This window comes from Maribacter caenipelagi (assembly GCF_004364175.1).
Lineage (GTDB): Bacteria > Bacteroidota > Bacteroidia > Flavobacteriales > Flavobacteriaceae > Maribacter > Maribacter caenipelagi.
Window position 1 is genome coordinate 33,511 of the sequence record NZ_SNZW01000020.1, and the last position, 26,480, is coordinate 59,990.

Annotated in this window: 25 protein-coding genes; 13 read left to right on the plus strand and 12 right to left on the minus strand. The window is 35.1% G+C overall.

What is annotated here, in order from left to right; translation table 11 throughout:
• The first annotated feature begins 68 nt into the window (after positions 1–68).
• From DFQ03_RS18120 to DFQ03_RS18140, 5 genes are read left to right on the plus strand one after another with little or no spacing between them, the layout of a single operon-like run.
• Complete coding sequence (locus DFQ03_RS18120; protein WP_133674646.1) at positions 69–1,118, plus strand: M28 family metallopeptidase; 1,050 nt, start codon at positions 69–71, stop codon at positions 1,116–1,118.
• Positions 1,118–1,798, plus strand: coding sequence for an SDR family NAD(P)-dependent oxidoreductase (locus DFQ03_RS18125; RefSeq protein ID WP_133674647.1), 681 nt, complete (start codon positions 1,118–1,120; stop codon positions 1,796–1,798). Before DFQ03_RS18120 ends, DFQ03_RS18125 begins: the two co-directional genes overlap by 1 nt.
• Positions 1,799–1,800: 2 nt before the next feature.
• Positions 1,801–2,403, plus strand: a complete 603-nt coding sequence (locus DFQ03_RS18130) for a SprT-like domain-containing protein (protein ID WP_133674648.1) — start codon at positions 1,801–1,803, stop codon at positions 2,401–2,403.
• Between the two features lies 1 nt (position 2,404).
• On the plus strand, positions 2,405–3,484 hold the full coding sequence (locus DFQ03_RS18135; protein ID WP_133674649.1) for a mannose-1-phosphate guanylyltransferase: 1,080 nt from the start codon (positions 2,405–2,407) through the stop codon (positions 3,482–3,484).
• 2 nt (positions 3,485–3,486) lie between these two features.
• On the plus strand, positions 3,487–4,956 hold the full coding sequence (locus DFQ03_RS18140; protein WP_133674650.1) for a DUF389 domain-containing protein: 1,470 nt from the start codon (positions 3,487–3,489) through the stop codon (positions 4,954–4,956).
• Positions 4,957–4,958: 2 nt separating this feature from the next.
• Here the strand turns inward: DFQ03_RS18140 and DFQ03_RS18145 are convergent, their stop codons facing one another.
• Both DFQ03_RS18145 and DFQ03_RS18150 read right to left on the minus strand, forming a co-directional pair.
• Positions 4,959–5,726: an ABC transporter ATP-binding protein gene (locus DFQ03_RS18145; RefSeq protein WP_133674651.1), complete on the minus strand. Its 768-nt coding sequence runs from the start codon at positions 5,724–5,726 to the stop codon at positions 4,959–4,961.
• Positions 5,726–6,463, minus strand: a complete 738-nt coding sequence (locus DFQ03_RS18150) for an MlaE family ABC transporter permease (protein WP_133674652.1) — start codon at positions 6,461–6,463, stop codon at positions 5,726–5,728. The genes DFQ03_RS18145 and DFQ03_RS18150 overlap by 1 nt, the downstream gene beginning before the upstream one ends.
• A 118-nt stretch (positions 6,464–6,581) precedes the next feature.
• On the opposite strand from DFQ03_RS18150, the gene pafA reads away from it, so the two are divergent.
• The gene (pafA, locus tag DFQ03_RS18155) at positions 6,582–8,249 is read left to right on the plus strand and encodes an alkaline phosphatase PafA (RefSeq protein ID WP_133674653.1); all 1,668 of its coding nucleotides are present in this window, start codon (positions 6,582–6,584) and stop codon (positions 8,247–8,249) included.
• A 1-nt stretch (position 8,250) separates the two neighbouring features.
• Positions 8,251–9,039, plus strand: a complete 789-nt coding sequence (murI, locus tag DFQ03_RS18160; RefSeq protein ID WP_133674654.1) for a glutamate racemase — start codon at positions 8,251–8,253, stop codon at positions 9,037–9,039.
• On the opposite strand, the gene DFQ03_RS18165 is transcribed toward murI, so the two are convergent.
• Both DFQ03_RS18165 and DFQ03_RS18170 read right to left on the minus strand, forming a co-directional pair.
• The gene (locus tag DFQ03_RS18165; RefSeq protein WP_133674655.1) at positions 9,026–9,541 is read right to left on the minus strand and encodes a dihydrofolate reductase; all 516 of its coding nucleotides are present in this window, start codon (positions 9,539–9,541) and stop codon (positions 9,026–9,028) included. The genes murI and DFQ03_RS18165 overlap by 14 nt on opposite strands.
• A complete protein-coding gene (locus DFQ03_RS18170; RefSeq protein ID WP_133674656.1) occupies positions 9,538–9,939 on the minus strand; it encodes a 2TM domain-containing protein in 402 nt (133 codons plus the stop codon). The genes DFQ03_RS18165 and DFQ03_RS18170 overlap by 4 nt, the downstream gene beginning before the upstream one ends.
• A gap of 54 nt (positions 9,940–9,993) precedes the next feature.
• Here DFQ03_RS18170 and DFQ03_RS18175 point away from each other — a divergent pair, with 54 nt between their 5' ends.
• Together DFQ03_RS18175 and DFQ03_RS18180 are read left to right on the plus strand one after the other, a co-directional pair.
• Entirely contained in the window at positions 9,994–11,079 is a 1,086-nt protein-coding gene (locus DFQ03_RS18175; protein ID WP_133674657.1) for an aminotransferase class V-fold PLP-dependent enzyme, read from the plus strand.
• A 148-nt stretch (positions 11,080–11,227) separates the two neighbouring features.
• On the plus strand, positions 11,228–11,524 hold the full coding sequence (locus DFQ03_RS18180) for an isoamylase early set domain-containing protein (protein WP_133674658.1): 297 nt from the start codon (positions 11,228–11,230) through the stop codon (positions 11,522–11,524).
• A 73-nt stretch (positions 11,525–11,597) separates the two neighbouring features.
• On the opposite strand, the gene egtD is transcribed toward DFQ03_RS18180, so the two are convergent.
• The 8 genes from egtD to DFQ03_RS18220 form a co-directional block, all read right to left on the minus strand.
• Positions 11,598–12,566 (minus strand): L-histidine N(alpha)-methyltransferase, encoded by a 969-nt coding sequence (gene egtD / locus DFQ03_RS18185; RefSeq protein ID WP_133674659.1) that lies wholly within the window; start codon positions 12,564–12,566, stop codon positions 11,598–11,600.
• A gap of 16 nt (positions 12,567–12,582) precedes the next feature.
• A complete protein-coding gene (gene egtB / locus DFQ03_RS18190) occupies positions 12,583–13,743 on the minus strand; it encodes an ergothioneine biosynthesis protein EgtB (RefSeq protein WP_133674660.1) in 1,161 nt (386 codons plus the stop codon).
• Between the two features lie 75 nt (positions 13,744–13,818).
• On the minus strand, positions 13,819–14,634 hold the full coding sequence (locus DFQ03_RS18195) for an energy transducer TonB (RefSeq protein WP_133674661.1): 816 nt from the start codon (positions 14,632–14,634) through the stop codon (positions 13,819–13,821).
• Positions 14,635–14,637: 3 nt separating this feature from the next.
• Positions 14,638–15,462, minus strand: coding sequence for a thymidylate synthase (locus DFQ03_RS18200; protein WP_133674662.1), 825 nt, complete (start codon positions 15,460–15,462; stop codon positions 14,638–14,640).
• Between the two features lie 135 nt (positions 15,463–15,597).
• Positions 15,598–17,058, minus strand: coding sequence for a NupC/NupG family nucleoside CNT transporter (locus DFQ03_RS18205; protein ID WP_133674663.1), 1,461 nt, complete (start codon positions 17,056–17,058; stop codon positions 15,598–15,600).
• Positions 17,059–17,075: 17 nt separating this feature from the next.
• Positions 17,076–17,705, minus strand: a complete 630-nt coding sequence (locus DFQ03_RS18210) for a bifunctional nuclease family protein (RefSeq protein ID WP_073247103.1) — start codon at positions 17,703–17,705, stop codon at positions 17,076–17,078.
• Between the two features lie 85 nt (positions 17,706–17,790).
• Complete coding sequence (locus DFQ03_RS18215; RefSeq protein ID WP_133674664.1) at positions 17,791–18,759, minus strand: electron transfer flavoprotein subunit alpha/FixB family protein; 969 nt, start codon at positions 18,757–18,759, stop codon at positions 17,791–17,793.
• A gap of 37 nt (positions 18,760–18,796) precedes the next feature.
• On the minus strand, positions 18,797–19,537 hold the full coding sequence (locus DFQ03_RS18220; RefSeq protein ID WP_133674665.1) for an electron transfer flavoprotein subunit beta/FixA family protein: 741 nt from the start codon (positions 19,535–19,537) through the stop codon (positions 18,797–18,799).
• Between the two features lie 173 nt (positions 19,538–19,710).
• Between DFQ03_RS18220 and DFQ03_RS18225 the strand changes: the two genes are divergently transcribed.
• From DFQ03_RS18225 to DFQ03_RS18240, 4 genes are all read left to right on the plus strand, one after another.
• A complete protein-coding gene (locus tag DFQ03_RS18225) occupies positions 19,711–20,688 on the plus strand; it encodes a pyruvate dehydrogenase complex E1 component subunit beta (protein WP_133674666.1) in 978 nt (325 codons plus the stop codon).
• A 107-nt stretch (positions 20,689–20,795) separates the two neighbouring features.
• Complete coding sequence (locus DFQ03_RS18230) at positions 20,796–23,297, plus strand: DUF5686 family protein (protein WP_133674667.1); 2,502 nt, start codon at positions 20,796–20,798, stop codon at positions 23,295–23,297.
• A 72-nt stretch (positions 23,298–23,369) separates the two neighbouring features.
• Positions 23,370–23,897, plus strand: coding sequence for an inorganic diphosphatase (locus DFQ03_RS18235; protein WP_133674668.1), 528 nt, complete (start codon positions 23,370–23,372; stop codon positions 23,895–23,897).
• Positions 23,898–24,002: 105 nt separating this feature from the next.
• Entirely contained in the window at positions 24,003–26,426 is a 2,424-nt protein-coding gene (locus DFQ03_RS18240; RefSeq protein ID WP_133674669.1) for a sodium-translocating pyrophosphatase, read from the plus strand.
• The last annotated feature ends 54 nt before the right edge of the window (positions 26,427–26,480 follow it).

Sequence of the window (26,480 nt, forward strand, 5' to 3'; positions counted from 1 at the left end):
AGAATTGCTAAAGCATCCTTTCATCGGGATGCTTTTTTTTATCTTTATATTTTAAATGTGATGAATTTATGAAACATATATGCATAGTGCTTTTTAGCTTTTTGATGTTAAGTTGCGGTAGTACAAAAGTTGATCAGTCAACGGTATTGAATCCAACGAATCCCAAAGGGCTTAAAGGTTCTGTTTTGTTAGAAACTAAAGCTACTACGACAAATGATAATTTAGAAGGAGTAGAATCAACAATTTTTACAAAAACAACATCCAAGGATATTGAAGCAACCATGGTTTTTTTGACATCAGACGAATTGCAAGGTAGAGATACTGGTGGTGAAGGAATTTCTAAAGCTGCAGATTTTATTCAAAAGATGTTCGAAGAGAACAACATTCAACCATATTTTACTTCGTATAGAGATACTTTACAAAACTATAGTGACGGAGTTGCATATAATGTAGTCGGTTTTTTACCGGGTACTGATGAAAAATTAAAAAATGAATTTGTTTTAATTGGAGCGCATTATGATCATATTGGGTTGATTAGTGGAAACACAGATGATTCAATAGCCAACGGAGCGAATGACAATGCATCAGGTACCACAACTGTTTTAGAGATTGCTAAACACTTTGGTAAGATGAAAGGGAACAAACGAAGTGTAATATTTGCCTTGTTCACTGCAGAGGAAAAAGGATTAGTGGGGTCTAAGCATTTAGCCAAAAAATTAAAGGCAGAAAATATTGATTTGTATGCTATGTTGAATTTTGAAATGGTTGGGGTGCCAATGGTCAATAAGGACCATAGTCTTTATCTAACAGGGTATGAACTCTCTAATTTAGCAGAAGTTAGTAATGGTTATGCACATAAAAATTTAGTAGGATTTCTGCCGAAGGCAAAAGAATTTAATTTATTTAGACGATCAGATAATGCTCCTTTTCATGATGAATTTAATGTGCCTTCGCAAACGTACAGTTCTTTTGATTTTACCAATTTTGGGGAATACCATAAAGTAGGAGATGAAGCATCATTGATGGATTATAATTTTATGGCAACAATTGTAAATGAATCAGTGCCGATGTTAGAGGGTATTATTAATACACCGGTAAAAGAAGTAAAGTATAATTAATGGAATACGTAATTGTAACAGGTACTAGTAGGGGAATAGGGTTTGAGCTAAGTAAATTATTGGCAGATGCCGGTTATAAGGTATTGGCGCTATCTAGAAATGAGCAACCGATTAAAAATCTTAATCATAAAAATATTGAAACATTTTCTTTTGATGTTTCGTCGGTAGAAGATAGAGATAGTTTGTCTAAATATTTAAGAGATAAAAAGGGTCAGGTTATAGCGCTTATAAATAATGCGGGCAAGTTAATTAATAAACCTTTTTTAGAATTGACTGAAGAAGAGTTTAAGGCGGTATATGAGGTGAATGTTTTTGGAGTTGCTGCTATGACTAGACTTATTATTCCATTTATGGATAAAGATGGTCATGTACTTACAATTAGCTCAATGGGCGGTATTCAGGGTAGTGCTAAATTCCCAGGTCTTTCGGCTTATAGTTCTAGTAAAGGTGCTGTTCTTACACTTACAGAATTATTGGCGGAGGAATTTAAGGAGACAGGTCCGGCATTTAATGCACTTGCTTTAGGTGCGGTGCAAACAGAAATGTTAGAAGAGGCATTTCCGGGTTATGAAGCACCTGTGAGTGCCAAAGAGATGGCAGAATATATAATGGACTTTGCTCTGAAGGGGCAAAAAATGTATAATGGTAAAATTTTACAGGTAAGTAGTAGTACACCATAAGAATGCAAGAAACATTAGCCAAATATCTTCCTGAATTAGCGGTTAGTCCATGCTATGCACTAATTAAAGATAGTCAGGTGCATTTAAAAATTGTGAATGAGCGTGTTACTAGGCATGGTGATTATAGAATGCGAAAAGATGGTAATCATCAGATTACGGTTAATGCGTCTTTAAATAAATATAGATTCTTAATTACTTTAATTCATGAAATTGCTCATTTAATAGCATTTGAGAAATATGGACGAAATATTAAACCTCATGGTTTAGAATGGAAAAAAACGTTTCAATACTTAATGCTGCCATTTATACGACCAGAAATTTTTCCTTCTCAACTTCTGCCGTTATTGGCAAGACATTTTAGAAATCCTAAGGCGAGTAGTAGTACTGATGCACAGCTATCTATTGCCTTAAAACAGTTCGATGAACAACAATCAGAAAAAACTTACGTTTACGAATTACCAATAGGGTGTGTTTTTCGCATCTATAATGGAAAACTATTTAAAAAAGGAAATAAACGAACCAAACGTTATGAATGCACAGAAATATCAACAGGAAGGATGTTTTTATTTCAACCAAATGCTGAAGTAGAATTAATAAAAAGCTGACATGAACAAAAATTATTATGCCGTTTTAATGGCCGGTGGAGTAGGATCTAGATTCTGGCCAATAAGTACAAGAGAAAATCCGAAGCAATTTCATGATATGTTGGGTACAGGTGATACCCTTATTCAAAAAACGTTTCAAAGATTAAACAAATTCGTGCCTACAGAGAATATTTTGATTCTTACGAATGAACGATATAATGATTTGGTATTAGAGCAATTGCCAATGGTGAAACAAGAACAGGTAGTTCTTGAACCTGCAATGAGAAATACAGCACCATGTATTTTATATGCTGCAATGAAAATTCAGAAGATGAATGAAAATGCGGTTATGATTGTTGCACCAAGCGATCATTGGATAGAAGATGAAGATGCTTTTGCAAAAGATGTTACGGCATGTTTTAAAAAGTGTGAAAGCGAAGATGTTTTATGTACGTTAGGTATAAAACCTTCTTTCCCTAATACAGGTTTTGGTTATATAGAATATAATAAGGCAGATAAAGCACCTATTAAAAAAGTAAATCAGTTTAGAGAGAAGCCAGACTATGAAACTGCTAAAGACTTTCTTGCACAAGGTAATTTTTTGTGGAATGCAGGTATATTTATGTGGAGCGCAAAAACAATTGTGAATGCATTTCAAAGTTTTCAGCCAAAACAATATGCTTTGTTTAGAGATGGCCTAGTTTGTTATAATACAGATGATGAAAAGAAATTTATTTCTGAAAACTATCCTAAAGCTGAAAATATATCTATCGATTACGCTATTTTAGAAAATTCTAAAGCAATTTATGTAAAAGAAGCTACTTTTGATTGGAATGATTTAGGTACTTGGGGGTCTTTGTACGACAAGCTAGATAAGGATGAAAATAAAAATGCCATAGTAAATGCTAAGGTATTGACTGAAGATGCCAATGGTAATATGATTAGGTCTAAAGCTGGTAAAATTGTAGTAGTTGACGGTCTTAATGATTATATTATTGTTGATAAAGATGAAGTACTTTTGATATATCCAAAGACCAAAGAACAAGATATTAAACAAGTTTTAAATAAGGTAAAGGATACCTTTGGTGATGAATTCGCTTAAATATGGAGAATAATCTTAATCAAGATAATATTACCCCTACGAGTAATGAGGGTGGTGGTAGTGAAGAAGTAAAAAAAGATTTTCAAGGTCTTTTAGGTAGCGTCAAAAAGTTTTTGTCTGAACTATTGGATATTAGAACCAATACAGATCAGCAGGCAACTAAAGAGGCTATAATTGCTGATATTCCTTTTAAAGGGCATACTTCTTGGATTTTGATTTGTTCCATTTTCATTGCGTCTATTGGTCTAAATGCCAATTCAACAGCGGTAGTTATTGGTGCCATGTTAATATCGCCGCTTATGGGACCTATTTTAGGTATAGGTATGTCTGTGGCAATAAATGATATTGATACCTTAAAAAGATCGTTGAAGAACTTTGCCGTCATGGTAGTTTTAAGTGTGATAACTGCGTACTTGTTCTATCGATTTTTTCCGCTTAGAGATGAATCATCAGAACTTTTGGCTAGAACTGAACCAGATATTAGAGATGTATTGATCGCTTTCTTTGGTGGTTTGGCTTTAGTTATTGCTCGTGCCAAAAAAGGGACGATAGCCAGTGTTATTTTTGGTGTTGCAATTGCAACTGCGTTAATGCCACCTTTGTGTACGGTAGGTTTTGGCTTAGCAATAGGTAATTGGAGTTATGCCTCAGGTGCGATGTACTTGTTTATTATCAATACTATATTCATTGCCCTCGCTACCTTTTTGGTTATTAAGTTATTAAAATTTCCTATGGTTCGCTATGTGAATTCGCAGCGAAGAAAATTGATAGGTAGACTGGCATCTTTATTAGCTATTCTTGTAATGATACCTGCGGGATTTACTTTTTACAGTGTTTTTAAAAAATCGTTATTCAATAGAGATGCCGAAACTTTTATTACAGAGAAAATAGTGCCTTACCAATTTGCGGGTGAAGGGAAGTTTTTGAAAGATTTTAGTGAGGTATATTATGATGATGACGGTAAGTCTAAAATAGAATTGGTTTTCATGGGTAATGACGGCATACCTGATAATGTGATTGCTACTTGGCGAGCCCAAATGGCGGAGTATAAACAGCTCAAAGGAACCGAGCTTGACGTTGTGCAGGGTTCTAAAAGTGACGAGGCAAATGAACTTAAGTATGTAAACGAGCTATATGAGTCGCAGAAAAGTATTTTAACTAGTAAAGATGAGAAAATTCAACTTCTGGAAAGTGAATTGATGCGTTTAAATCAAATTTCTTCAAATCAGATACCTTTTCAAGAAATTAGTCTTGAGGCAAAAACGAATTATGAAAATTTAGATAGAATAGGTTATGCTTATTTGATTTCAACAGATTTTGCTAAAACCGATAGTATTCCATTATTTGAGGTGACCTGGAAGAAGGAAGCAAAAAGGGCGGAAACTGTTAAAGATATGATTAAGCTACAAGATTGGTTGCGTCTAAGATTGAGTAATAAGGATATTCAGATTAAAGAAGTACCTAAAGAATAAGATTAATTTTGTTCTTGTATATACATTTGGCGTACTTTCTTGAAAAGGTCAGATGAGTAGACAAAATTGGTTACCGCTTCATTATCGGTTTTAAAGATTTCGTTTTTAGTACCTTCCCATTCTAGGAGTCCGTCTTTAAGAAAAATAATTTTTTCCCCAATTTGCATTACCGAGTTCATGTCATGAGTGTTTATTACGGTAGTAATATTATACTCTTCGGTAATTTCTTTAATAAGATCATCAATCAGAATAGCGGTTTTAGGATCTAAACCAGAATTCGGTTCGTCACAAAAAAGATATTTCGGATTCATAACTATTGCACGGGCAATAGCTACACGCTTTTGCATACCACCAGAAATTTCAGAAGGAAATTTATGATGCGCATCAATTAAGTTTACTCTTTTTAGAACCGCATCGACACGTTCTTTCATTTCAGATTTTGACTGTTTGGTAAACATTTCTAAAGGGAACATTACATTACCTTCGACCGTCATACTATCAAACAAGGCACTACCTTGAAAAACCATGCCCATCTCTTGTCTTAAGTCGCGTTTCTCTTCATCGGAAAGATCAGCATATAATTTTCCGTCATAAGCAATACCACCTTCTTCAGGTTCAAAAAGGCCTAATAAACATTTTAGAAAAACGGTTTTACCCGAGCCACTTTGTCCTATAATTAAATTGGTTTTGCCTTTCTCAAATGTGGTGGAAATACCTTTAAGGATATGAGCATCGCCAAAAGATTTATGTATGTCTCGTACGTCTATCATTATCCTAATAAAAGTTGGGTTAATATATAGTTGAGTATGATAATCACAACACTCGTCCAAACGAACGCTGTCGTGCTAGCCTTACCAACTTCTAAAGCTCCGCCACGCATATAAAATCCATGAAAAGAAGGTATTGTGGCAATTACAAATGCAAAAATCAATGTTTTTACAAATGCATATGCAATATGAAAAGGAACAAAATCTGTTTGTAATCCTGTAATAAAATCCTCACTAGTTAAAAATCCACCGAATACTCCGGCCATCCACCCACCGAATATTCCAACATACATTGAAATTGCAATTGCAAAAGGGTAAAAAAGCATTGCAATGATTTTAGGAAAAACTAAGTAATTTAATGAGTTTACCCCCATTACCTCTAAAGCATCTATTTGTTCGGTTACGCGCATAGTACCAATACTAGATGTAATATAAGATCCTACTTTGCCCGCCATTATAATAGATACGAAAGTTGGGGCGAATTCTAATATTACAGATTGGCGCGTAGCAAAACCAATTAGATTTCGCGGTATTAATGGATTGGTAAGATTAAGTGCTGTTTGAATTGCTACAACTGCACCGATAAAAAAGGAAATGAATATAATAATACCCAATGAGCTAAAAATTAACTCATCTATTTCCTTGAATATAAGTGACTTCATTATTCTCCATTTCGTTGGTTTTTTAAAAACCTCTCGGATCATAATTGCATAGCTTCCTACAGATGCTAAATAGTTCATTGATTGAAAATATATTTCTTACCGTAAAAATAACAATAAAGCACTTGATTTAACCTCCGTTTAATCTTTAAAGGTGTAAATTATTTACATTTGTGCTACAATCTTATTCTGTATGAAAATGAAAAAATATTTTGTGACTTCTTTATTTGTAAGCGCCTTGTTATTGGTTAACGGTTTAAACGCTCAAAAGAAAAATAAGGAAAATACAAATGACGACCTTTTACGGGTGAAGCCAAAATTAGTTGTTGGTATTGTAGTAGATCAAATGCGTTATGATTATATAACTCGTTTTTATGATCATTTTGGAAACGATGGATTTAAAAGGCTTGTAGAGCAAGGTTTCAATTGTAAGAATAATCATTTCAACTACGCTCCCACAAGTACAGGACCTGGGCATACCTCTGTATATACTGGTACAACGCCTGCAGTGCATGGTATAATCGGTAATAATTGGTACGATAAAGAAATTGATGCAAGCGTGTATTGTGCTAGTGATGATAGTTATACTTCTGTGGGTACTTCTTCAGATGCCGGTAAAATGTCTCCGCATCGAATGGGCGTTACCACGATAACCGACGAATTACGCTTGAATAGCCAAATGCAAGGCAAGACTATTGCCATTGCGTTAAAAGATAGAGGCGCGGTTTTACCTGGTGGGCATTCGGCTAACGCGGCTTATTGGTTTCATGGTGCAGATGAAGCTAAGTGGATAACAAGTTCTTATTACATGAATCAACTGCCAAAATGGGTTAATGATTTTAATTCATCAGGTACTGCACAATCTTATAAAAGAGAATGGAATACGCTAAAAGATATTAAGGAGTACAAAGAGAGTGGAACCGACAATAATCTGTTTGAAGGAAAGTTTGAAGGAGAAACAACAACATCTTTCCCTCATAATACTCCGGCACTATTAGATAAGATAAAAGAGTTTGATATTATTAAGGCGACACCATTTGGAAACTCGCTGACGGCAGATTTTGCTATTGAGGCTTTGAAACAAGAAAATTTAGGTAAGGATGATATAACAGATTTTTTGGCAGTTAGTTTTTCTAGTACAGATTATGTTGGCCATATGTACGGGGTTAATTCTAAAGAAGTTCAAGACACCTACTTAAGGTTGGATGCAGATTTAGAAAGATTTTTTAAAGCGTTAGATAAGAATGTTGGAGAAGGGCAATATACTTTGTTTTTAACTGCGGATCATGGAGCGGTTGAGGTGCCTACTTATTTAAAGAGTAAAAAAATACCATCAGGTTATGTAGATAGGGCTGCAAATGAAAAGAGACTGACCGAGTTTTTGCAGTATAAATATGGGACAGAAGATATCATTAAAAACTATTCTAATGATCAAATATTTCTTGATCATAAAATTGTAAAAAATCTGGATCTTAGTTTGGCAGAGGTGCAAGTTGAAATTGCTCAAGAAGTTTTGGGTTTTGATGCTATTGATAGAGTATACACCGCAAACCAAATGTGGAGTAATAATTACACATCGGGTATTCCTTATATTTTGCAGAATGGCTATAATCAAAAGAGATCCGGTGATGTATTGGTTGTGTTGAAACCAGGATTCATTTCTTATGGCACTACAGGTTCTACACATGGATCACCACAAATTTATGATACACATGCGCCATTATTGTTTTATGGGATGGGTATAAAGCCAGGATCAACAGTTAACAGAACAGAAATTCCTGATATTGCACCAACTATTTCTGCGTTGTTGGGTATATCTTATCCAAACGGAACAACTGGTAAACCTATAACAGAGGTTTTAAAATAATATGGATGATAGGCGTATAGGTATTTTTGATTCAGGTATTGGCGGTACATCTATTTGGGGCGAAATTCAAGAGCTTTTGCCTTTTGAAGATTGTATTTATTTGGCAGATAGTAAGAATGCACCTTATGGTGAAAAACCAAAAGAACAAATTCTAGAGCTGAGTATAAAAAACACCGAATTTTTATTAAACCAAGGTTGTAAAATAATAGTCGTTGCCTGTAATACGGCAACGACCAATGCAATAGATTATTTAAGGGCAAATTACAATGTTCCTTTTGTAGGTATTGAGCCGGCATTAAAACCTGCGGCTATAAATACCAAATCTAAAATTGTCGGTGTATTGGCGACTAAGGGTACTTTGTCGAGCAGTCTATTTCATAGTACCACAAAAAATCATGCTGCAGGTATTACAGTACTAGAACAGCGAGGTACCAGTTTGGTTGAAATGATTGAAAGTGGTAATCTAGAAAGCGAAGAATTATACCAATTACTTGAGGGTTATATAAAACCTATGCTTGAAAAAGGAATGGATTATCTTGTTTTAGGCTGTACCCATTACCCATATCTAATTCCGCTACTGAAAAAAATGCTACCAGAAAATGTAACTATAATTGACTCTGGTCAAGCGGTCGCTCGGCAGACAAAAACAGTTTTAGAGAAAAATGAGTTATTGAGCAGTTCCAACAATTCAGGTGTTCATCAATTTTATACAAATGGAGCTGTGGAAGTACTTGCTACGATTTTAGAATCGGCTAACGCAAAACATACAGTTTTTTTTAAAGACTTTTAAGTGTACTTTCCTTTTTAACGTAAGTTAAATAGGTGAACGATAATTTATGTTTTTCGTCAGTTGGGTGAAACTCTTGTTTTGTAAGCATCCAATAGTTCTCGTCAATTTCAGGGAAGTAGGTGTCGGCTTCTTTAAAAGTGCCATGCACTCTTGTAAGTTCAATTTTGTCAGATTTCTTTTCTCCTTGCTTGTAAATTTCTCCACCACCAATAATAAAAGCAATTTCATTTTCAACTAAATCTATAGCTTCATCAAGCGAATGAACAACTACACATTCATCATATGCTACCGAGTAGTTTTTATCTCTGGTAATGATAATATGAGTTCTGTTTGGTAACGGTTTTGGGAAACTTTCAAATGTTTTTCTTCCCATTATAATTTTATGTCCAGACGTTAATTTTTTAAATCTTTTAAAATCATCTGGCAAATGCCAAAGCAAATCGTTGTCTTTACCAAGTGCGTTATTTTCTGCCGCTGCAGCAATCAGTATAATTGTTCTCAAAGTAGTTTTTTTTTAGGTTCGGGTTCAATTGAGGCAGGTAATTCTACTTCCTGTTCAATTTCTTTTTCCATTTCGGCAATTCGTTTCTTTTGCTTCGCTACTAGTTTCTCTCTTTGAGCCCGTTCCCAATCGTTTCCCATGAATTTGTTGGTGATAAAGACATTGAAAATGTGTAGAACAAAAAGAAACCCCCAAAAGGTAATTGCCCATACGAACCAATTATATTCTTGTCCGTATTTTAATATTTTATTGATGAGTACCAAGAAAACACTGCCAACTAAAAACACTACAAAATGCGTATAAAGGCGTTTTTTTTGTTTCACTCTTTTTTGAGCATTCTCTAAAAGCTCATGCTGCTCTAAATCTAATTTGGAGGTATTTTTATTTCTAGAAAACATACTCTTCCTATCTTTGGTATAAAGATACAGGAAATGTGTTATACGCTATAATCAATGGATAAAATTAGAAAAGAGTTCCCGGTTTTAAGAAAAGGTATTTATGCAAACACGGCAGTTTACGGGTTGCTTTACGATTCGTTATTAGACTGGCGTCAAGAGCATGATTTAGATTTTTTGATAGATGGAAGTGAAATGCGAGAAAAGGCATTAAAAGTAATAGCTGATACTCGCTCTACAGTAGGTAGGTTCTTTAACTGTAAGCGAGAAAATGTTGCTTTAATTAGCAATTTTTCTTCTGGACTCAACGTATTGTTAGAGGGATTGGGTTTAAATAAAAAAGTACTTCTTATTGAAAATGATTACCCTTCACTTAACTGGAGTTTTGAGAATAGAGATTTTAAAATTGAATATCTAAAGATGTCTGTAAACCTAGAAGAGCAGATTCAAAAAATCGTATTAAATAAGAATATCGATGTGCTTGCATTAAGCCTTGTGCAATGGTTAGATGGTTTTTCTATTGATTTAGATTTCTTGAAAGATTTAAAGAATCAAAATCCGAATTTAATTATAATGGTAGATGGTACGCAATTTTGTGGTAGCACTAGCTTTGATTTTGAAAAATCGGGAATTGATGTTTTAGGCGCGAGTGCCTATAAGTGGTTATTGGCTGGGTATGGTAATGGATTTATGTTGTTTTCGGATCAAGTTAAAAATGAGTTTACCTTAAATAATATTGGCTTTAATGCTGCTGATGGTGATTTTGATAAAAAGAATACAATTAGGTTTGCTAAAAAATTCGAGCCTGGTCATTTATCATCATTGATTTTTGGAAGCTTGAAATTCTCAATTGAGTTTTTTGAGAGAATTGGTATAGATAAAATTACAGAGCACAACCGTAAGTTATCTGAGAAGGCTAAAACTGAATTTCAAAAACTAGGATTGTTATCTGATCAAGTTATAGGTAGAAAGAAGCATAGCACCATTTTTAATATCAAAGCGAACGAAGCTACTTTTCAAAAATTAAAAGACAACGATGTGTTTTGTGCGCAAAGAGGTGATGGAGTGCGTTTAAGTTTTCATTTCTATAATACCGAAGCAGAAATTGATTCCATTGTAAAAATCTTAAAAACAGTAAAGTAACCATTCACAATAAAGTAATTTTGTAGGATTTTATTTCGTTGTACATCTATAAAATCCATAAATAATAGGGATTTGATAAAAATCTCTTAAGTGTTGTAAATGAGTATTTTATTATACTAGTTTTGCTGTAAATATTAAATTAATAATCATGGCAATTGCAAAAAAATATTTAAAAACTAAACCAGTATGTAAGGTTACTTTTACAGTGCCAACAGACGACGCAAAAAAAGTAGCTGTTGTTGGCGATTTCAATAACTGGAACGCAAAAAAGAGCGCATTGAAGAAGCAAAAGAATGGTTCTTTCAAAGGTACTTTTGACCTTCCGAAAGAGAATTCATTTGAATTCAAATACATTGTTGATGGAGAATACGTAAACGATGGTGAGGCTGATCGTTACCAATGGAATGATTTCGCTGGTTCAGAGAATGCTGTTTTAGAGTTGTAAAAGTATGATAATGATATATCAGAAAGCCTGCTATTTTCAATAGTAGGCTTTTTGATATATTTAGAAGTGAAATCTAAGTTTTTTTAAAGACGCAGTTTTTATAAACATATGATGTTGATTCATATGAAGTAGTCATTATTAAGCCCGATTTTTTAGCAAGCCAAGTAATTATTTCATCATCATATTTTTGTGAAATTTCGGTATGTATAGTTTCCCATTGCTTAAAATGAACAGTTAACTCTAAATTTTCGATTTGAACAGTCTGTTCAATTTTTGAAACTAAGTAACTTTTGGCAGTACCGTTTTCTGGATTGTAGACCTCCCAATGTAAAAATTGATCTAAATCAAAATTCGCATTTAGTTCGGTATTAATTCTTGCGAGAACATTTTTATTAAATGCCGCGGTAACACCTTCTTTATCATTATAGGCATCTAAAATAGTCTGTGGATTTTTCTTTTGGTCAAATCCCATAAACAATAGATCTTCAGGCTGCATTAAGTCTTGAATTTTGCTCATGAAACCAACTGCCTGCTCATGCTCTAAGTTGCCAATGTTAGAACCTAAAAACAAGATTATTTTTCTGTTTTTGCGGTTGTTTATTTCTTTAAGAGCTTCAAAATAAGTTCCTTGAAAAGTTTGAACTTGAACCTTTGGCAGCTCTTTTTCAATAGAATTTTGTAGCTGATTTAATGCATTTTCGCTAATGTCAATAGGTACATACGTGAAGTCAATATTTTTATCGCTAAACTCTTTTAATAGTATTTTGGTTTTTTTACCATCGCCAGCGCCAAGTTCGATGAGGTCAAAAGCACCAAAACCGGTAAACAAATTGGTGATTTCCTCTTTATTGCTTTCCAGAATTTCATATTCAGAATCTGTAAGATAATAGGTAGGCATTGCCATAATATCTTGAAAAAGCCTATCGCCTTTTTTATCGTAAAAGTACATTGACGACAGGTGTTTAGGGCTATCGGTTAAACCTGTAATAACTTCTTTTTCAAATTCACTGATATCGGTGAGCGCTATTTTTGTGTATTGCATACGTAATGTGTCGTAATTACTTGGCTAACCTTATACCGGTAAACTGCCATTTTAAATCGGTTTGAAAAAAATTGCGATAAGTGTGTCTTGCATGTTTGTTAGGCGTTGCAATAGAACTGCCTCTAAGCACCTTTTGGTTCACCATGAATTTGCCGTTATATTCGCCTAAGGCACCATCAACCTTTTTATAATTGGGATAGGGTAGGTAGGCACTTTCTGTCCATTCCCAACGTTGTCCCCAGTTAAATTGGTTTTGTGCGGCTTCCCACTCAAATTCAGTAGGTAACCTGCAATCTTTAAACTGAGCAAAGGCAAATGCTTCAAAGTAAGAGATATGTGTAACAGGTGCGTCTAAATCAATTTCTGTTAATCCGTTAAGGCTATAATAATGCCACACACCGTCAATCTCATGCCAATATAATGGCGAGTTTGCTTGACTTTGCTTTACCCAATCCCAGCCAGCGGCATGCCAAAGGTCAAAACGTTTGTAACCGTCTGATTTTATAAAATCAAGATATTCGGCATTGGTAACTAGTTTATTCGATATTTGATAGTCATGCAGGTATACTTTATGTCTTTCTAATTCATTGTCAAAACAGAAGTCGGCAGAATTATGACCTATTTCATAAATTCCCTCGCTCATAGGTATCCAAACTTGGGCATCTTTATCAATGCTGTATTCTTTAAAAGAGTCTGAGTATTTTGGTAATAGCGGATTATTACCTAAAATATATTTTATGTCTGTTAGTAGTAACTCTTGATGCTGTTTTTCATGATGAATACCTATTTCAAGAACTTCTAATAATGTGCTATCATCATTAGATTCTAGTAAGTACTTCATTGCTTGAGTTACATAATGTCTGTATTCGAAAACCTTTTTTACTGAAGGTCTAGACAGATTACCGCGGTCGGCACGAACAACGCGTTTACCTACAGTTTCGTAATAGCTGTTAAAAACAAAAGAGAAATCCGCATTAAAAATTTGATAAGATTTGTCATAAGTTTTGAGGATAAATTCTTCAAAGAACCACGTTGTATGACCTAAATGCCATTTTGGAGGAGAGACATCAATGATAGGTTGTACCACATAATCTTCAATTTCTAGAGGTTTACAAATAACCTCAGTATGGGCTCTAGTTTCTAGGAAGAAATCTATGACCGTATCAGTACTGACCATGAAAACAATTTTTATTGTAAGTTAAATAAAAATGTTCAATTCGGTTTAATCCGATAAATTAAGAAATTGATACTATTAAAGCTTGAAGTTAATAGGAATGGAGTATGGAATTTTTTTTGGAGCACCATTTTGGCGACCGGGTTGAAGTTTTGGTAGCAAAGAAATAATTCTTCTAGCTTCATCTTCTAAAATAGGAGCAGGTCCCCTTGTTTTTATATTACCAACATTGCCCTCTTTATCAACATAGAACATAATACTTACTCTACCACTTATATTTTTTGCAACTGCTTCTTTTGGGTACATGAAGTGAGAGCCAATATGCTGTTGCATAAGTGAATTAAAGGTTCTCCTATCGGTTAAATCGTCTACTCTTGGTTGATTGGGAAATAAGGGCGTTTCTTCAATAATGCCACCTTTAAAGGTGCAATTGCTATCTAAAGGAATTTTGTTTAGTTGATTATTACTAGTTGAATAATCGTAATTCAAAAAGTATTTTGGTCTATAAGTAATGGGCTTTTTGTTATCGACTCTCAAAACATGCAATTCAGCAATTCTTTTATTGAGCTCTTTGGTGAATTTTTTATTCAGCTTTTTATCATTGATGAAAGTATAGATTCTTTCATCATTAATCTGATTTAAATCATTTAAATTAAAAGTGATACTTGTTTTTAATGTATCAATTTCTTGATTCCTTTTTTTGAATAAACTCTCAATAATATCAAGAACTTCATGTTCAATTTTAAGACTTAAGCAGTCATTCTTGTTAAGAGCATTCGCGCAGTCGTCAATAACTATTTCTTCTTGAGGTAAGTAAGTGGAATCGTCTTGAGAAAAACAATTCATTGAAATAAAAATAAAGATAATAAGTAAGGTGGATGCTTTTTTGGTCATAATTTATACAGCTACTATCCCTTTGATGTGAGGATGCGGATTATAATCCTCTAATGAAAAGTCTTCGAATTTAAAGTTGAAAATATCTTTTATATCAGGGTTTATTTTCATTTTTGGCAATGCTCTAGGTTCTCTACTTAATTGTAATTCAACCTGCTCCATATGGTTGTTGTAAATATGGGCATCACCGAAAGTATGAATAAAATCGCCAGCTTCGTAGCCACAAACTTGCGCCATCATCATTGTAAATAATGCGTAAGATGCGATATTGAACGGTACACCTAAGAATATATCTGCACTACGTTGGTATAACTGACAAGACAATTTACCGTCTGCAACATAAAATTGAAAGAATGCATGACAAGGTGGTAAAGCAGCTTTTCCATTTGCAACATTCTCAGAAAATGATTTAGAAGTATCTGGCAATACACTAGGGTTCCAAGCCGATACTAACATTCTTCTGCTATTAGGGTTGGTTTTTAATGAGTGTATTACTTCTATAATTTGATCAATTTCATCATCATTCCAATTACGCCATTGATGACCGTAAACGGGACCAAGATCTCCGTTTTCATCTGCCCACTCATTCCAAATACGAACACCGTTTTCTTGTAAATATTTAATATTGGTATCACCTTTTAAAAACCAAAGTAGTTCATAAACAATTGATTTTAAATGGAGTTTTTTTGTAGTAACCATAGGGAAACCTTCGCTGAGGTCAAATCTCATTTGATACCCAAAAACACTTTTAGTTCCCGTTCCTGTGCGGTCGCCTTTTTGGTTACCCTCTTTAAGAACATGTTTTAAAAGGTCGTGGTATTGTTTCATAGCAATAGAATTATATATAACGCCACAAAGATGTAAAGGCGGAATACAAAAATACTATTTAGATAAATTTTTGAGTAGAAATTAAAGTATGGGTTATAAAGATCTTATTAACTAAATTAAAGCTAAATTTCTGGCTTACCCTAAAATCATTCCAGCGATAGTTGCAGAAAGTAAGGAAGCTAATGAACCACCAAGAACTGCCTTCATTCCAAATTCAGATAACGTCTTTCTTTGTCCTGGAGCAAGTGATCCAATACCGCCAATTTGAATACCGATAGAGGCGAAATTTGCAAAACCACATAACATATAGGTAGCCATAATTACGGACTTGTTAAATTTTAAATGTGGTAATGTGCTCAGATCTTTAAGTTCTGCTAATTGTATATAACCTACAAATTCACTAGCTACTAATTTAATGCCAAGCAATTGCCCCATAAGCATAATATCTTCATTAGCTACGCCAATTAACCACATTAAAGGAGCGAATATAGTTCCTAAAATTGCTTCAAGGGAGAATTTAGAATACGAGGTATTTTCGGCTATCCAACCGTTTAAGTGGGTTAAATCGCCAGTCCACTCTAATATTCCATTGACCATCGCGATAATGGCTACGAAAACTAAAAGCATTGCACCGACATTTACAGCTAGTTTTAATCCTTCAGTGGTTCCGTTTGCTATGGCATCTAATACATTGGCACCAATTTTTTCAGAAGAGACGTGAACATCACTATTTACTTCTTCGGTCTGTGGATACAAAATTTTAGAAATTACAATTGCCCCAGGTGCAGCCATAACAGAGGCAGCCAATAAATGTTTGGCAAATACCAATTGTAGCAATTCATCTTCACCACCTAAAAACCCAATGTAGGCAGCTAAAACTGCACCTGCAACGGTAGCCATACCACCGATCATAACCAATAGAATCTCTGATTTGGTCATTTTTTCCAGATATGCTTTTATTAATAAGGGGGCTTCCGTCTGTCCAAGAAATATGTTTCCAGCAACAGAAAGACTTTCCGGGCCTGAAATACCTAGGGTTTTAGAAAGTGCCCAGGCAAGCCATTTTACTACTTTTTGTATTAATCCTAAATAAAATAATAAGGAGGTTAATGCAGAGAAAAATATGATAGTAGGTAGTACTTGAAAAGCAAAAATATATCCGAAAGTGCCGGTATCAACCACTAAACCTTCAAAAAGGAATTTACTACCCGCACGGGTAAACTCTAAAATACTGACAAAGATTTTTCCTATTTGTTCAAAAACTAATTGTACGAAAGGTATTTTGAGAACGCCAATGGCAATAATTAATTGAAGCGCCAGGCCTATACCAACAGTTTTCCAATTAATAGCTCTTCTGTTAGAACTGAATAAATAGGCTAAAAATATTAAGACCACCATTCCTAAAACTCCTCTTCCAAGACTGTTGAAAGAAAATCCTTCGTTGGTTTCCATACCCATAACACTAGCGGTGGCAACATCTTCAACCAAGATGGTGTCAGCTGTGCTTTGTAAGGGTTGAGTTACGTCTACGTCTTGAGCAATTGTAATTGAGGTAAGAATTAGTGCAAAAAATAGCAACCATTTGCCCTTTTTCATAAACTATAATTTAGTGTTTAGTTGCGTTTAGAGATTTCATCTCTCAATTTTGCCGCCTTTTCGTAGTCTTCGTTGGTGACTGCCTTTTTTAATTCTGCTTCCAATTCATCTATAGTAAGTTCGGTATACCCGTCGGATGCACCAGATTCTATTTCTATAGTTTCTCCTTCTTGCAAAATTTCATCGACCATAATGCTATCGTCATTATCTTTTTGATCTTTCTCTTTCGAAGAGAATTTCAAGAAAATACCAGCTTTGTCCAAAATAGTCTTATAGGTGAATATGGGAGCATTGAAACGCAATGCCAAGGCAATGGCATCACTAGTTCTTGCATCAATGATTTCTTCAATACCATCTCTTTCGCATATAATGCTAGAGTAAAATACACCATCAACCAATTTATGTATAATCACTTGTTTGATAACAATATCAAACCTGTCGGAAAAATTTTTAAAAAGGTCATGCGTAAGTGGTCTCGGTGGCTTTATTTCTTTCTCCAAGGCAATTGCTATGGATTGAGCTTCAAAAGCGCCAATGACTATAGGTAATTTTCTATCGCCTTCAACTTCATTCAAAATAAGAGCATATGCCCCGTTCTGAGTTTGGCTGTAAGAGATACCTTTTATTTTTAATCGTACTAGGCTCATAGGTTTTTAACTAAAAAAGGCTGTTCTAATACTTGGGGCTCCAACTATTCGAACAGCCCTTTAGGGGGCACAAAATAACAAAAATTTAGCCGTTTTGTGCTTTAAAATCCTTTAATTTTTCAATCAATTGAGGAACAACTTCAAAGGCGTCTCCAACAATACCATAATCTGCAGCTTTAAAGAAAGGCGCTTCAGGGTCATTATTGATAACAACTTTTGTTTTAGAAGCACTTACACCTGCTAAATGCTGTATTGCTCCAGAAATACCGATGGCAATGTATAGATTACTTGCTACAGGCTTTCCTGTTTGTCCAACATGTTCACCGTGAGGTCTCCAGCCAAGATCAGATACCGGTTTAGAACAAGCTGTTGCAGCACCTAAAATGTCTGCAAGTTCTTCGATCATTCCCCAGTTTTCTGGTCCTTTCATTCCTCTTCCGGCAGAAACAACAATATCAGCATCTGCTATGGTCGCCTTACCTACAACTTTATCGATTTCAACCGATTTAGTATCATTGGTAGCAGCATCCGCAGCGCCACTGATTTCTTCAACAGAAACTTCTGTTTTGTTTTCGTGAGCACCAAATGCGTTAATTGATACACCTACGATTTTAATATCTGTATCTATTTGAGTGTGTGCAAAACCTTTATTACTGAAAGCGGTTCTTTTCACCATAAAAGGCGAAGTGCTATCTGGCGCTTGAACTACATTAGGTGCGTAACCTGCAGATAATTTAGCAGATAATAACGGTGCTAAATACTTTGTATCTGTACTAGAGCTCAAAATAACAACTTTTGCATCTGTACTTTTAACAGCAGCAGCGATAGATGCTGCAAAACCACCAGCGTTAAATGTTTCTAATGAACTATCTTTAACGTTCAATACTTTAGAAACCCCATATTCGCCAAGAGAATCACCCTCGGTGGTATTGAAAGCTATTGCAGTAACGGTTGTGCCCATCATTTTGGCAACTGCAGAAGCATAAGAGGCAACCTCGAACGCATTCTTTTTAAATTTTCCTTGTTCTGATTCTGTATATACTAAAACTGACATCTTTTTTGTTTTTAATGATTACCTATTATATAGGTTATTAAATGACTTTGGCCTCATTATGTAAAAGATCAACTAATTGATCTACACTATCGGCAAGTTTAACTTGACCTTTTGGAGCCGGTTTGTCGAATTTTTTGTCTTCGGTAGCTTTAAGAGAATCAACCGGTTCGATAACAGAAAGACTTTTCTTTCTCGCCATCATAATACCACGCATATTAGGTATGCGAAGGTCGCTTTCTTCAACAAGACCTTTTTGACCACCTACTACTAAAGGTAGCGAGCTGCTTAATTTTTCTTTTCCACCATCGATTTCTCTAACAGCGGTAACATTGTTTCCGTCAATTTCAAGACTTATACAAGAATTGATGAAGTTCATATTGGTTAAAGAAGCCAATATACCTGGTACCATACCACCATTATAATCAATAGATTCTCTACCGCCGATTACTAAATCGTAACCTCCGTTCTTAACAACTCCTGCAAGTTGTTGAGCAACAGAAAAGCCGTCTGTAGGTTCTGCGTTGATTCTAAAAGCTTCATCTGCGCCAATGGCAAGTGCCTTTCGCATTGTAGGTTCAACAGTTGGGCCACCAACAGTAGCAATATGCACTGTGGCACCTTGTTTTTCTTTAAACCACATAGCTCTTGTTAAACCGAATTCATCATTCGGATTAATTACAAACTGTACACCGTTGGTGTCAAATTTGGTATCGCCATCTGTGAAATTTATCTTAGACGTAGTGTCTGGAACATTACTTATGCAAACTAATATCTTCATGTTTAAAAAACTTTATATCAATGGTGACGAAGATAGCTATTTAAATCCTAATTTACTATGCATGCATAGTAAATTTTATAACTTTTTTTAAATCTGGCATTCTATTTTTTGATATTATATTTCATATTTTTGCTTGCTTTCTAGCATATAACAAAGAATAATATTTACCATACATGAAAACACTACAATTTAGGCAAGCAATAGCCGAGGCCATGTCCGAAGAAATGAGGAAGGATGAATCTATCTATTTGATGGGTGAAGAGGTAGCGGAATATAATGGCGCATATAAAGCTTCCAAGGGTATGTTGGATGAGTTTGGTCCAAAGAGGGTTATTGATACTCCGATATCAGAACTTGGTTTTGCAGGTATAGGAGTTGGTTCTACTATGACCGGTAATAGACCTATTATAGAGTTCATGACTTTCAACTTTGCCTTGGTAGGTATAGATCAGATAATAAACAACGCAGCGAAGATCAGACAAATGTCCGGTGGGCAATTTCCTTGCCCAATAGTATTTAGAGGTCCTACTGCTTCAGCGGGTCAACTAGCGGCGACACACTCACAGGCTTTTGAGAGTTGGTACGCCAACTGTCCGGGGTTGAAAGTAGTTGTGCCATCTAACCCGGCAGATGCAAAGGGATTGTTGAAAGCTGCAATTCGTGATAATGACCCTGTTATTTTTATGGAGTCTGAACAAATGTATGGTGATAAGGGTGAAGTGCCGGAAGGCGACTACACTATTCCATTAGGTGTAGCAGATATTCGTAGAGAAGGTAAAGATGTAACTATTGTTTCTTTTGGTAAGATTATTAAAGAAGCTGATAAAGCTGCCGATGAATTAGAAAAAGAAGGTATTAGTTGTGAGATTATAGATCTGCGTACAGTAAAGCCTTTAGATTATGAAGCTATTTTAAAATCTGTTAAAAAGACAAACCGTTTGGTGGTTTTAGAAGAAGCTTGGCCGTTTGGTAACGTAGCAACAGAAATTACATATCATGTACAAGCGCATGCATTTGATTATTTAGATGCGCCGGTTGTAAAAATAAACACTGCAGATACACCAGCTCCTTATTCTCCAGTACTATTGGAAGAGTGGTTGCCTAATCATAAAGATGTTGTTGAAGCTGTTAAAAGAGTTTTATACAAATAAAAGATTTACTTTTGTAAAGTACTTTAGCTTCTCCGACCAAGTCTGGAGAAGCTTTTTTTATTCGTATGTTATTTGTGACAAAAAATTTTATTGAACGACGATTTTTAATGAAAGGGATAATTTTCACATTCTTTAGTCTATGTTTCTTCATAGCTCAAGGTCAAACCAAAATTGGTGGTATTGTCATTGATGAACAGGGTGAGCCTGTATCCTTTGCTAACGTATTCTTTAAAAATTCTACAGAAGGTACCATTACAAATGATGATGGGAGGTTTTACATAGAGTCTGAAAATGAATATTCTACCGTAATCATATCTTTTATTGGTTATACAGATTATGAACTTCAGTTAGATTCTAAAGTTGTCTATGATTTAACAATAACTATGGTTGAAGCTGCAGAGCAGTTGAACGAAGTGGTTTTGATAGCAGGCAAGCAATCTAAAAAGAATAATCCTGCTGTAGATATTCTTCGAAAAATTTGGTCTAAGAAACGCCAGAACGGTGTAAGGCAGTTTGATCAATATGCTTTTGATAAGTATGAAAAAGTAGAATTCGATTTAAATACTATTGATAGTGCGCTTATAAAAAGTAAGGTTTTTAAAGGGCTCGAATTTGTCTTTCAAGATCTAGATACTTCTCGTATTACTGGTAAAACATACTTGCCAATTTTCTTGAACGAAACTTTTTCTAAAGTGTATGGGGATAATAAAATCAAAGAAGAGAAAGAGGAAGTTTTAGGAAATAAAAATTCCGGATTCGAAAATAACCAAGCAATCATAGCATTTGTACAAGACTTGTATCAAGAATATGATGTTTATAATAATTACCTGAAATTTTTCGACAAAAGTTTCACTAGTCCGTTATCAAAAACTGGGGTAGATGTGTATAATTATGCACTTCGAGACAGTGCTTTTATCGATAATAAGTGGTGTTATAATATTGTATACTATCCGCGTCGTAAAAACGAATTGACCTTTAAAGGCGATTTCTGGGTAAATGATTCTACTTGGGCGGTAAAAAATATTAATCTTCAAGTTACCAAAAGTGCCAATATTAACTGGGTAAAAGAAATCTATATTGAGCAAGATTTTGAAGTAATGAACGATTCTGTATTTCTATTGAAACGAGATTATATGTTGAGTGATTTCAGTTTCAATAAAAAAGAAGAATCAAAAGGTTTGTATGGCAAGCGAACAAGTGTTTATGATAATTACGAGTTTAATAAGGTTAAACCGAGAGAGGTCTATAAAAAAGATAGAAATCCTTTAGATGTTACCCAAATTATTAAAGACGATGCGTTTTGGGAGCAGAATAGGCTAGAAAGTTTAAATAAAGATGAGCAAGGCATTTATAAGTTGCTCGATACGCTTAAAACAGTACCTAAATTTAAAACCTACTATAACTTTGTAAGTATATTGGGGTCGGGTTATGTAGAAGTAGATAAATGGAATTTAGATTTAGGCTCTGTTTATGATTTCTTCGGATATAATACTGCAGAAGGGGCGCGTGTTCGTATTGGGGCAAGAACCTACTATGGTCAAAATGACCTATGGCGAATAGAAGGATACACGGCGTACGGATTCAAAGATCATAAATTTAAGCACGGCTTGGCAGGTAAAATGCTGTTAGATAAAAATAGCAGATTAATCGTCTCTGGTGGTAATCGAAGAGATATTGAACAGCTCGGTGTTAGTCTAACGGCAACCAATGATGTTTTGGGTCGTAGTATTGCATCTTCTTCATTATTAACGGTAGGTGCAAATAATAGATTGACGAATATTAATCTTAGTGCGCTTAATTTTGAAATTGAACCGCTTACGAATTTAAAACTATCTGTCGGTGGTACTTTCAGAACCTTAAGTTCTGCTTTGCCTGGTGATTTTAGTTTAGATTATGTAAATCCAGAATCTCCAACAGGGGTTTCTTCAGAAATACGCCAATTTGATTTTAACGCGCTTGTACTATATACTCCTGGTAAAAAAACTATTGGTTTCGGGGTCGAGCGTAGAGATGTAAACGATACCTACAGTACTTTATTGTTAAACTACACCAAAGGAACAAAAGGAGTACTTAATAGTGATTTTGATTATAGTAAGCTTCAGTTTTCATATAGCCAGCCATGGCAGTTGGGTGGTTTTGGTAGGTTGTTGAGTACGGTAGAACTTGGTAAAACATTTGGTGAAGTTCCTTTAGGTCTTTTGAGTGTTGTGCCTGGTAACCAAACCTTTTTCTCTAATTATGGTACATTCCCAAATTTAGATTTTTACGAGTTTGTAACAGATACCTATGCAGCAGTACATTTGCAACATAATTTTAATGGTCGGTTTTTCTCTAGAATTCCGTTTCTAAGAAAATATAATTTAAGAGAAATAGTAGCTATTCGTGGAGTATGGGGAGATTTGTCTGATGAAAATATAGCCCTAAGTGCACCAGCGACACTTAATACACCATTACGTGCGCCATCAGAAAAAATATACTATGAGTATTCTTTCGGAATAGGTAATATCTTTAAGGTGTTCAGATTAGATTTCAATTTTAGAGGAAATTATTTAGAAAATCCCGATGCAAGAAAGTTCGGTGTAACCGGAACGTTTGGATTTGTCTTTTAATTCGATTAAATTTTACAATTATAACAAATAAGTTACGTTTCATAACAAACTATAAATTAAACAAATTTTAATATGGCAGCAGCAAAAGGCTTAACCTTTGATGTTTTAATAGAAATTCCGAAAGGAAGCAGAAACAAATACGAATACGATTTTGATTTACATAAAATTCGTTTTGATCGTATGTTGTTTTCTTCAATGATGTACCCTGGTGATTACGGATTCATACCTGAAACTTTAGCATTGGATAAAGATCCATTAGATGTTTTAGTAATGGGAACAGAACCAACATACCCAATGACGGTGATGGAAGTGAAGCCTATAGGCGTATTCCATATGACGGATGAGAAAGGACCGGATGAGAAAATTATTTGTGTACCAGTTTCAGATCCAATTTGGAGTAATAATAACGATATCAGCGACTTAAATCCGCATAGATTGAAAGAGATCGAGCATTTCTTTCAAGTATATAAAGATTTAGAAGAGAAAAAAGTAGATACAGGCGGGTGGAGTGATGCTGCTAAAGCAGTTGAAATTTACCACGAATGTGTTAAGAGGTATGATGAAAGTGAGCACAAAGCAAAGCGCACTTTTATGATATAAATAATATTTAATATCATTTAAGCCACTTTTTCTTAGAAAAAGTGGCTTTTTTTATTCTATTCTAATTTACTACATTAGTCGAACTAACAACTAACAATAGATTAAATGGAGTCAATGATGATTTACATGCCAATTTTTATGGCAGTATTAGGCCTAATTTACATGGGTATTAAAAGATCTTGGGTAATGAAACAACATGCCGGAGATGGAAAAATGAAAGAAATATCGGATCACATTTATGAAGGCGCCCTTGCCTTCTTAAGTGCAGAATATAGGCTTCTGTCTATATTCGTAGTCGTTGTAAGTATTCTGCTTGCAATAGTTTCTTTCGTAGTGCCAACAACACATTGGCTAATTGTAGTAGCATTCGTTTTTGGTGCGGTTTTTTCTGCCTACGCAGGTAATATAGGTATGAAAATCGCTACTAAAACCAATGTAAGAACTACTCAGGCAGCTCGTACCAGTTTACCTAATGCATTAAAAATCTCTTTTGGTGGTGGTACGGTAATGGGACTTGGTGTTGCTGGTTTAGCGGTTTTAGGGCTTACTATTTTCTTTATACTATTCTTTCAATTTTTTATGGGCGGTGTTTGGACATCGACTATGGATATGACTATAGTTTTAGAGACCCTTGCAGGTTTTTCTTTGGGTGCTGAGTCTATTGCATTATTTGCTCGTGTAGGTGGTGGTATTTATACTAAAGCTGCCGATGTAGGTGCTGACTTAGTAGGTAAGGTAGAAGCAGGTATACCTGAAGATGATCCTCGTAACCCAGCTACAATTGCTGATAATGTTGGTGACAACGTAGGTGATGTCGCAGGTATGGGTGCAGATTTATTTGGATCTTACGTAGCAACAGTGTTGGCGGCTATGGTTTTAGGTAACTACGTCATTAAAGATATGGGCGGTAATATTACTGATGCCTTCGGTGGTATCGGTCCTATACTATTGCCAATGGCAATTGCAGGTGCAGGTATTATTATATCTATTATCGGTACCATGCTGGTGAAAATAAAAAGTAACGATGCTAAAGAAGCTGAGGTAATGGGTGCTTTGAACATTGGAAACTGGACATCAATTGTTTTGGTTGCAATCTCATGTTTTGGACTAGTTACTTGGATGTTGCCTGAAACTATGAAAATGGAATTTTTCGGGGAAGGAATTTTGGAAATATCTTCTATGCGTGTATTCTATGCCACATTGGTTGGTTTAGTAGTAGGTGCGGTTATTTCTTCAGTTACAGAATATTATACAGGATTAGGGAAATCTCCGATCTTAAAAATTGTACAGCAATCTTCAACTGGCGCAGGAACAAATATTATTGCAGGTTTGGCTACGGGTATGATTTCTACATTCCCATCAGTATTATTGTTCGCAGGTGCTATTTGGGCATCTTATGCATTTGCAGGTTTCTACGGTGTTGCTTTGGCTGCCTCGGCAATGATGGCAACTACCGCTATGCAATTGGCGATTGATGCCTTCGGACCAATTTCTGATAATGCAGGTGGTATTGCCGAAATGAGTGAGCAAGAACCTATAGTAAGAGAAAGAACAGATATATTAGATTCAGTAGGTAATACTACAGCAGCTACAGGTAAAGGTTTTGCAATTGCGTCTGCAGCATTAACGTCTTTGGCATTGTTTGCTGCCTATGTAACTTTTACGGGTATTGACGGTATAAATATATTTAAAGCTCCGGTACTGGCAATGTTATTTGTTGGAGGTATGGTGCCGGTAGTATTCTCTGCATTGGCAATGAATGCTGTAGGTAAAGCAGCTATGGAAATGGTACAGGAAGTTAGACGTCAGTTTAAAGAGATACCTGGTATTATGGAAGGTACAGGCAAGCCAGAATATGATAAATGTGTTGCAATTTCTACAAAAGCTTCTTTGAAAGAAATGATGTTGCCTGGTTTATTGACTATCGGTTTTCCATTGGTAATTGCCTTCGTTCCTATGTTATTCGGAATGAACAAATTGGCAATCGCAGAAATGTTAGGTGGTTATATGGCCGGTGTTACTGTGTCTGGTGTTTTATGGGCAATATTTCAAAACAATGCTGGTGGCGCTTGGGATAATGCCAAGAAATCATTTGAAGCAGGAGTTGAAATTAATGGTGAAATGACGTATAAAGGTTCTGAAGCTCACAAGGCAGCTGTAACTGGTGATACTGTTGGTGATCCTTTTAAAGATACATCTGGACCTTCAATGAACATATTAATTAAACTGACGTGTTTGATCGGTTTGGTAATAGCCCCAATATTAGGTGGTCATGCAGAAGATGGTGTTGCGATAGTAAATGACACAAAAGAAGTTACTATAGAAATGAATGTTGAGAGTGCAGATTTAGCGGAAGCTATTGTTACCTATTCTACTACAGTGAATGGTGAATCTGTTACTGAAGAGAAGGTTTATAAAGGAACAAAAGCTGAGGTTGAGGCGCAGCTAAAAGAGTTTGAAAAAGCTACAGTTCAAAAGAACGGGACTGCATCCGAAATAACTATAGAAAAAGTAGAGATTAATAAATAAGCACAAAGTGTTTAACATATAAAAAACCATCAGCAAGTCTGATGGTTTTTTGTT

Excerpts from the sequence above, each read along its gene's own strand:
- egtD (WP_133674659.1), bottom strand. The coding sequence starts at position 12,566 with ATGCAATACACAAAAATAGCGCTCACCGATATCAGTGAATTTGAAAAA.
- murI (WP_133674654.1), top strand. The coding sequence starts at position 8,251 with ATGGATGATAGGCGTATAGGTATTTTTGATTCAGGTATTGGCGGTACA.
- DFQ03_RS18225 (WP_133674666.1), top strand. The coding sequence starts at position 19,711 with ATGAAAACACTACAATTTAGGCAAGCAATAGCCGAGGCCATGTCCGAA.
- pafA (WP_133674653.1), top strand. The coding sequence starts at position 6,582 with ATGAAAAAATATTTTGTGACTTCTTTATTTGTAAGCGCCTTGTTATTG.
- DFQ03_RS18180 (WP_133674658.1), top strand. The coding sequence starts at position 11,228 with ATGGCAATTGCAAAAAAATATTTAAAAACTAAACCAGTATGTAAGGTT.
- DFQ03_RS18145 (WP_133674651.1), bottom strand. The coding sequence starts at position 5,726 with ATGATAGACGTACGAGACATACATAAATCTTTTGGCGATGCTCATATC.
- DFQ03_RS18195 (WP_133674661.1), bottom strand. The coding sequence starts at position 14,634 with ATGACCAAAAAAGCATCCACCTTACTTATTATCTTTATTTTTATTTCA.
- DFQ03_RS18130 (WP_133674648.1), top strand. The coding sequence starts at position 1,801 with ATGCAAGAAACATTAGCCAAATATCTTCCTGAATTAGCGGTTAGTCCA.
- DFQ03_RS18205 (WP_133674663.1), bottom strand. The coding sequence starts at position 17,058 with ATGAAAAAGGGCAAATGGTTGCTATTTTTTGCACTAATTCTTACCTCA.
- DFQ03_RS18125 (WP_133674647.1), top strand. The coding sequence starts at position 1,118 with ATGGAATACGTAATTGTAACAGGTACTAGTAGGGGAATAGGGTTTGAG.
- DFQ03_RS18175 (WP_133674657.1), top strand. The coding sequence starts at position 9,994 with ATGGATAAAATTAGAAAAGAGTTCCCGGTTTTAAGAAAAGGTATTTAT.
- DFQ03_RS18140 (WP_133674650.1), top strand. The coding sequence starts at position 3,487 with ATGGAGAATAATCTTAATCAAGATAATATTACCCCTACGAGTAATGAG.
- DFQ03_RS18240 (WP_133674669.1), top strand. The coding sequence starts at position 24,003 with ATGGAGTCAATGATGATTTACATGCCAATTTTTATGGCAGTATTAGGC.
- DFQ03_RS18170 (WP_133674656.1), bottom strand. The coding sequence starts at position 9,939 with ATGTTTTCTAGAAATAAAAATACCTCCAAATTAGATTTAGAGCAGCAT.
- DFQ03_RS18230 (WP_133674667.1), top strand. The coding sequence starts at position 20,796 with ATGAAAGGGATAATTTTCACATTCTTTAGTCTATGTTTCTTCATAGCT.
- DFQ03_RS18235 (WP_133674668.1), top strand. The coding sequence starts at position 23,370 with ATGGCAGCAGCAAAAGGCTTAACCTTTGATGTTTTAATAGAAATTCCG.
- DFQ03_RS18200 (WP_133674662.1), bottom strand. The coding sequence starts at position 15,462 with ATGAAACAATACCACGACCTTTTAAAACATGTTCTTAAAGAGGGTAAC.
- DFQ03_RS18150 (WP_133674652.1), bottom strand. The coding sequence starts at position 6,463 with ATGAACTATTTAGCATCTGTAGGAAGCTATGCAATTATGATCCGAGAG.
- DFQ03_RS18220 (WP_133674665.1), bottom strand. The coding sequence starts at position 19,537 with ATGAAGATATTAGTTTGCATAAGTAATGTTCCAGACACTACGTCTAAG.
- egtB (WP_133674660.1), bottom strand. The coding sequence starts at position 13,743 with ATGGTCAGTACTGATACGGTCATAGATTTCTTCCTAGAAACTAGAGCC.
- DFQ03_RS18215 (WP_133674664.1), bottom strand. The coding sequence starts at position 18,759 with ATGTCAGTTTTAGTATATACAGAATCAGAACAAGGAAAATTTAAAAAG.
- DFQ03_RS18210 (WP_073247103.1), bottom strand. The coding sequence starts at position 17,705 with ATGAGCCTAGTACGATTAAAAATAAAAGGTATCTCTTACAGCCAAACT.
- DFQ03_RS18135 (WP_133674649.1), top strand. The coding sequence starts at position 2,405 with ATGAACAAAAATTATTATGCCGTTTTAATGGCCGGTGGAGTAGGATCT.
- DFQ03_RS18120 (WP_133674646.1), top strand. The coding sequence starts at position 69 with ATGAAACATATATGCATAGTGCTTTTTAGCTTTTTGATGTTAAGTTGC.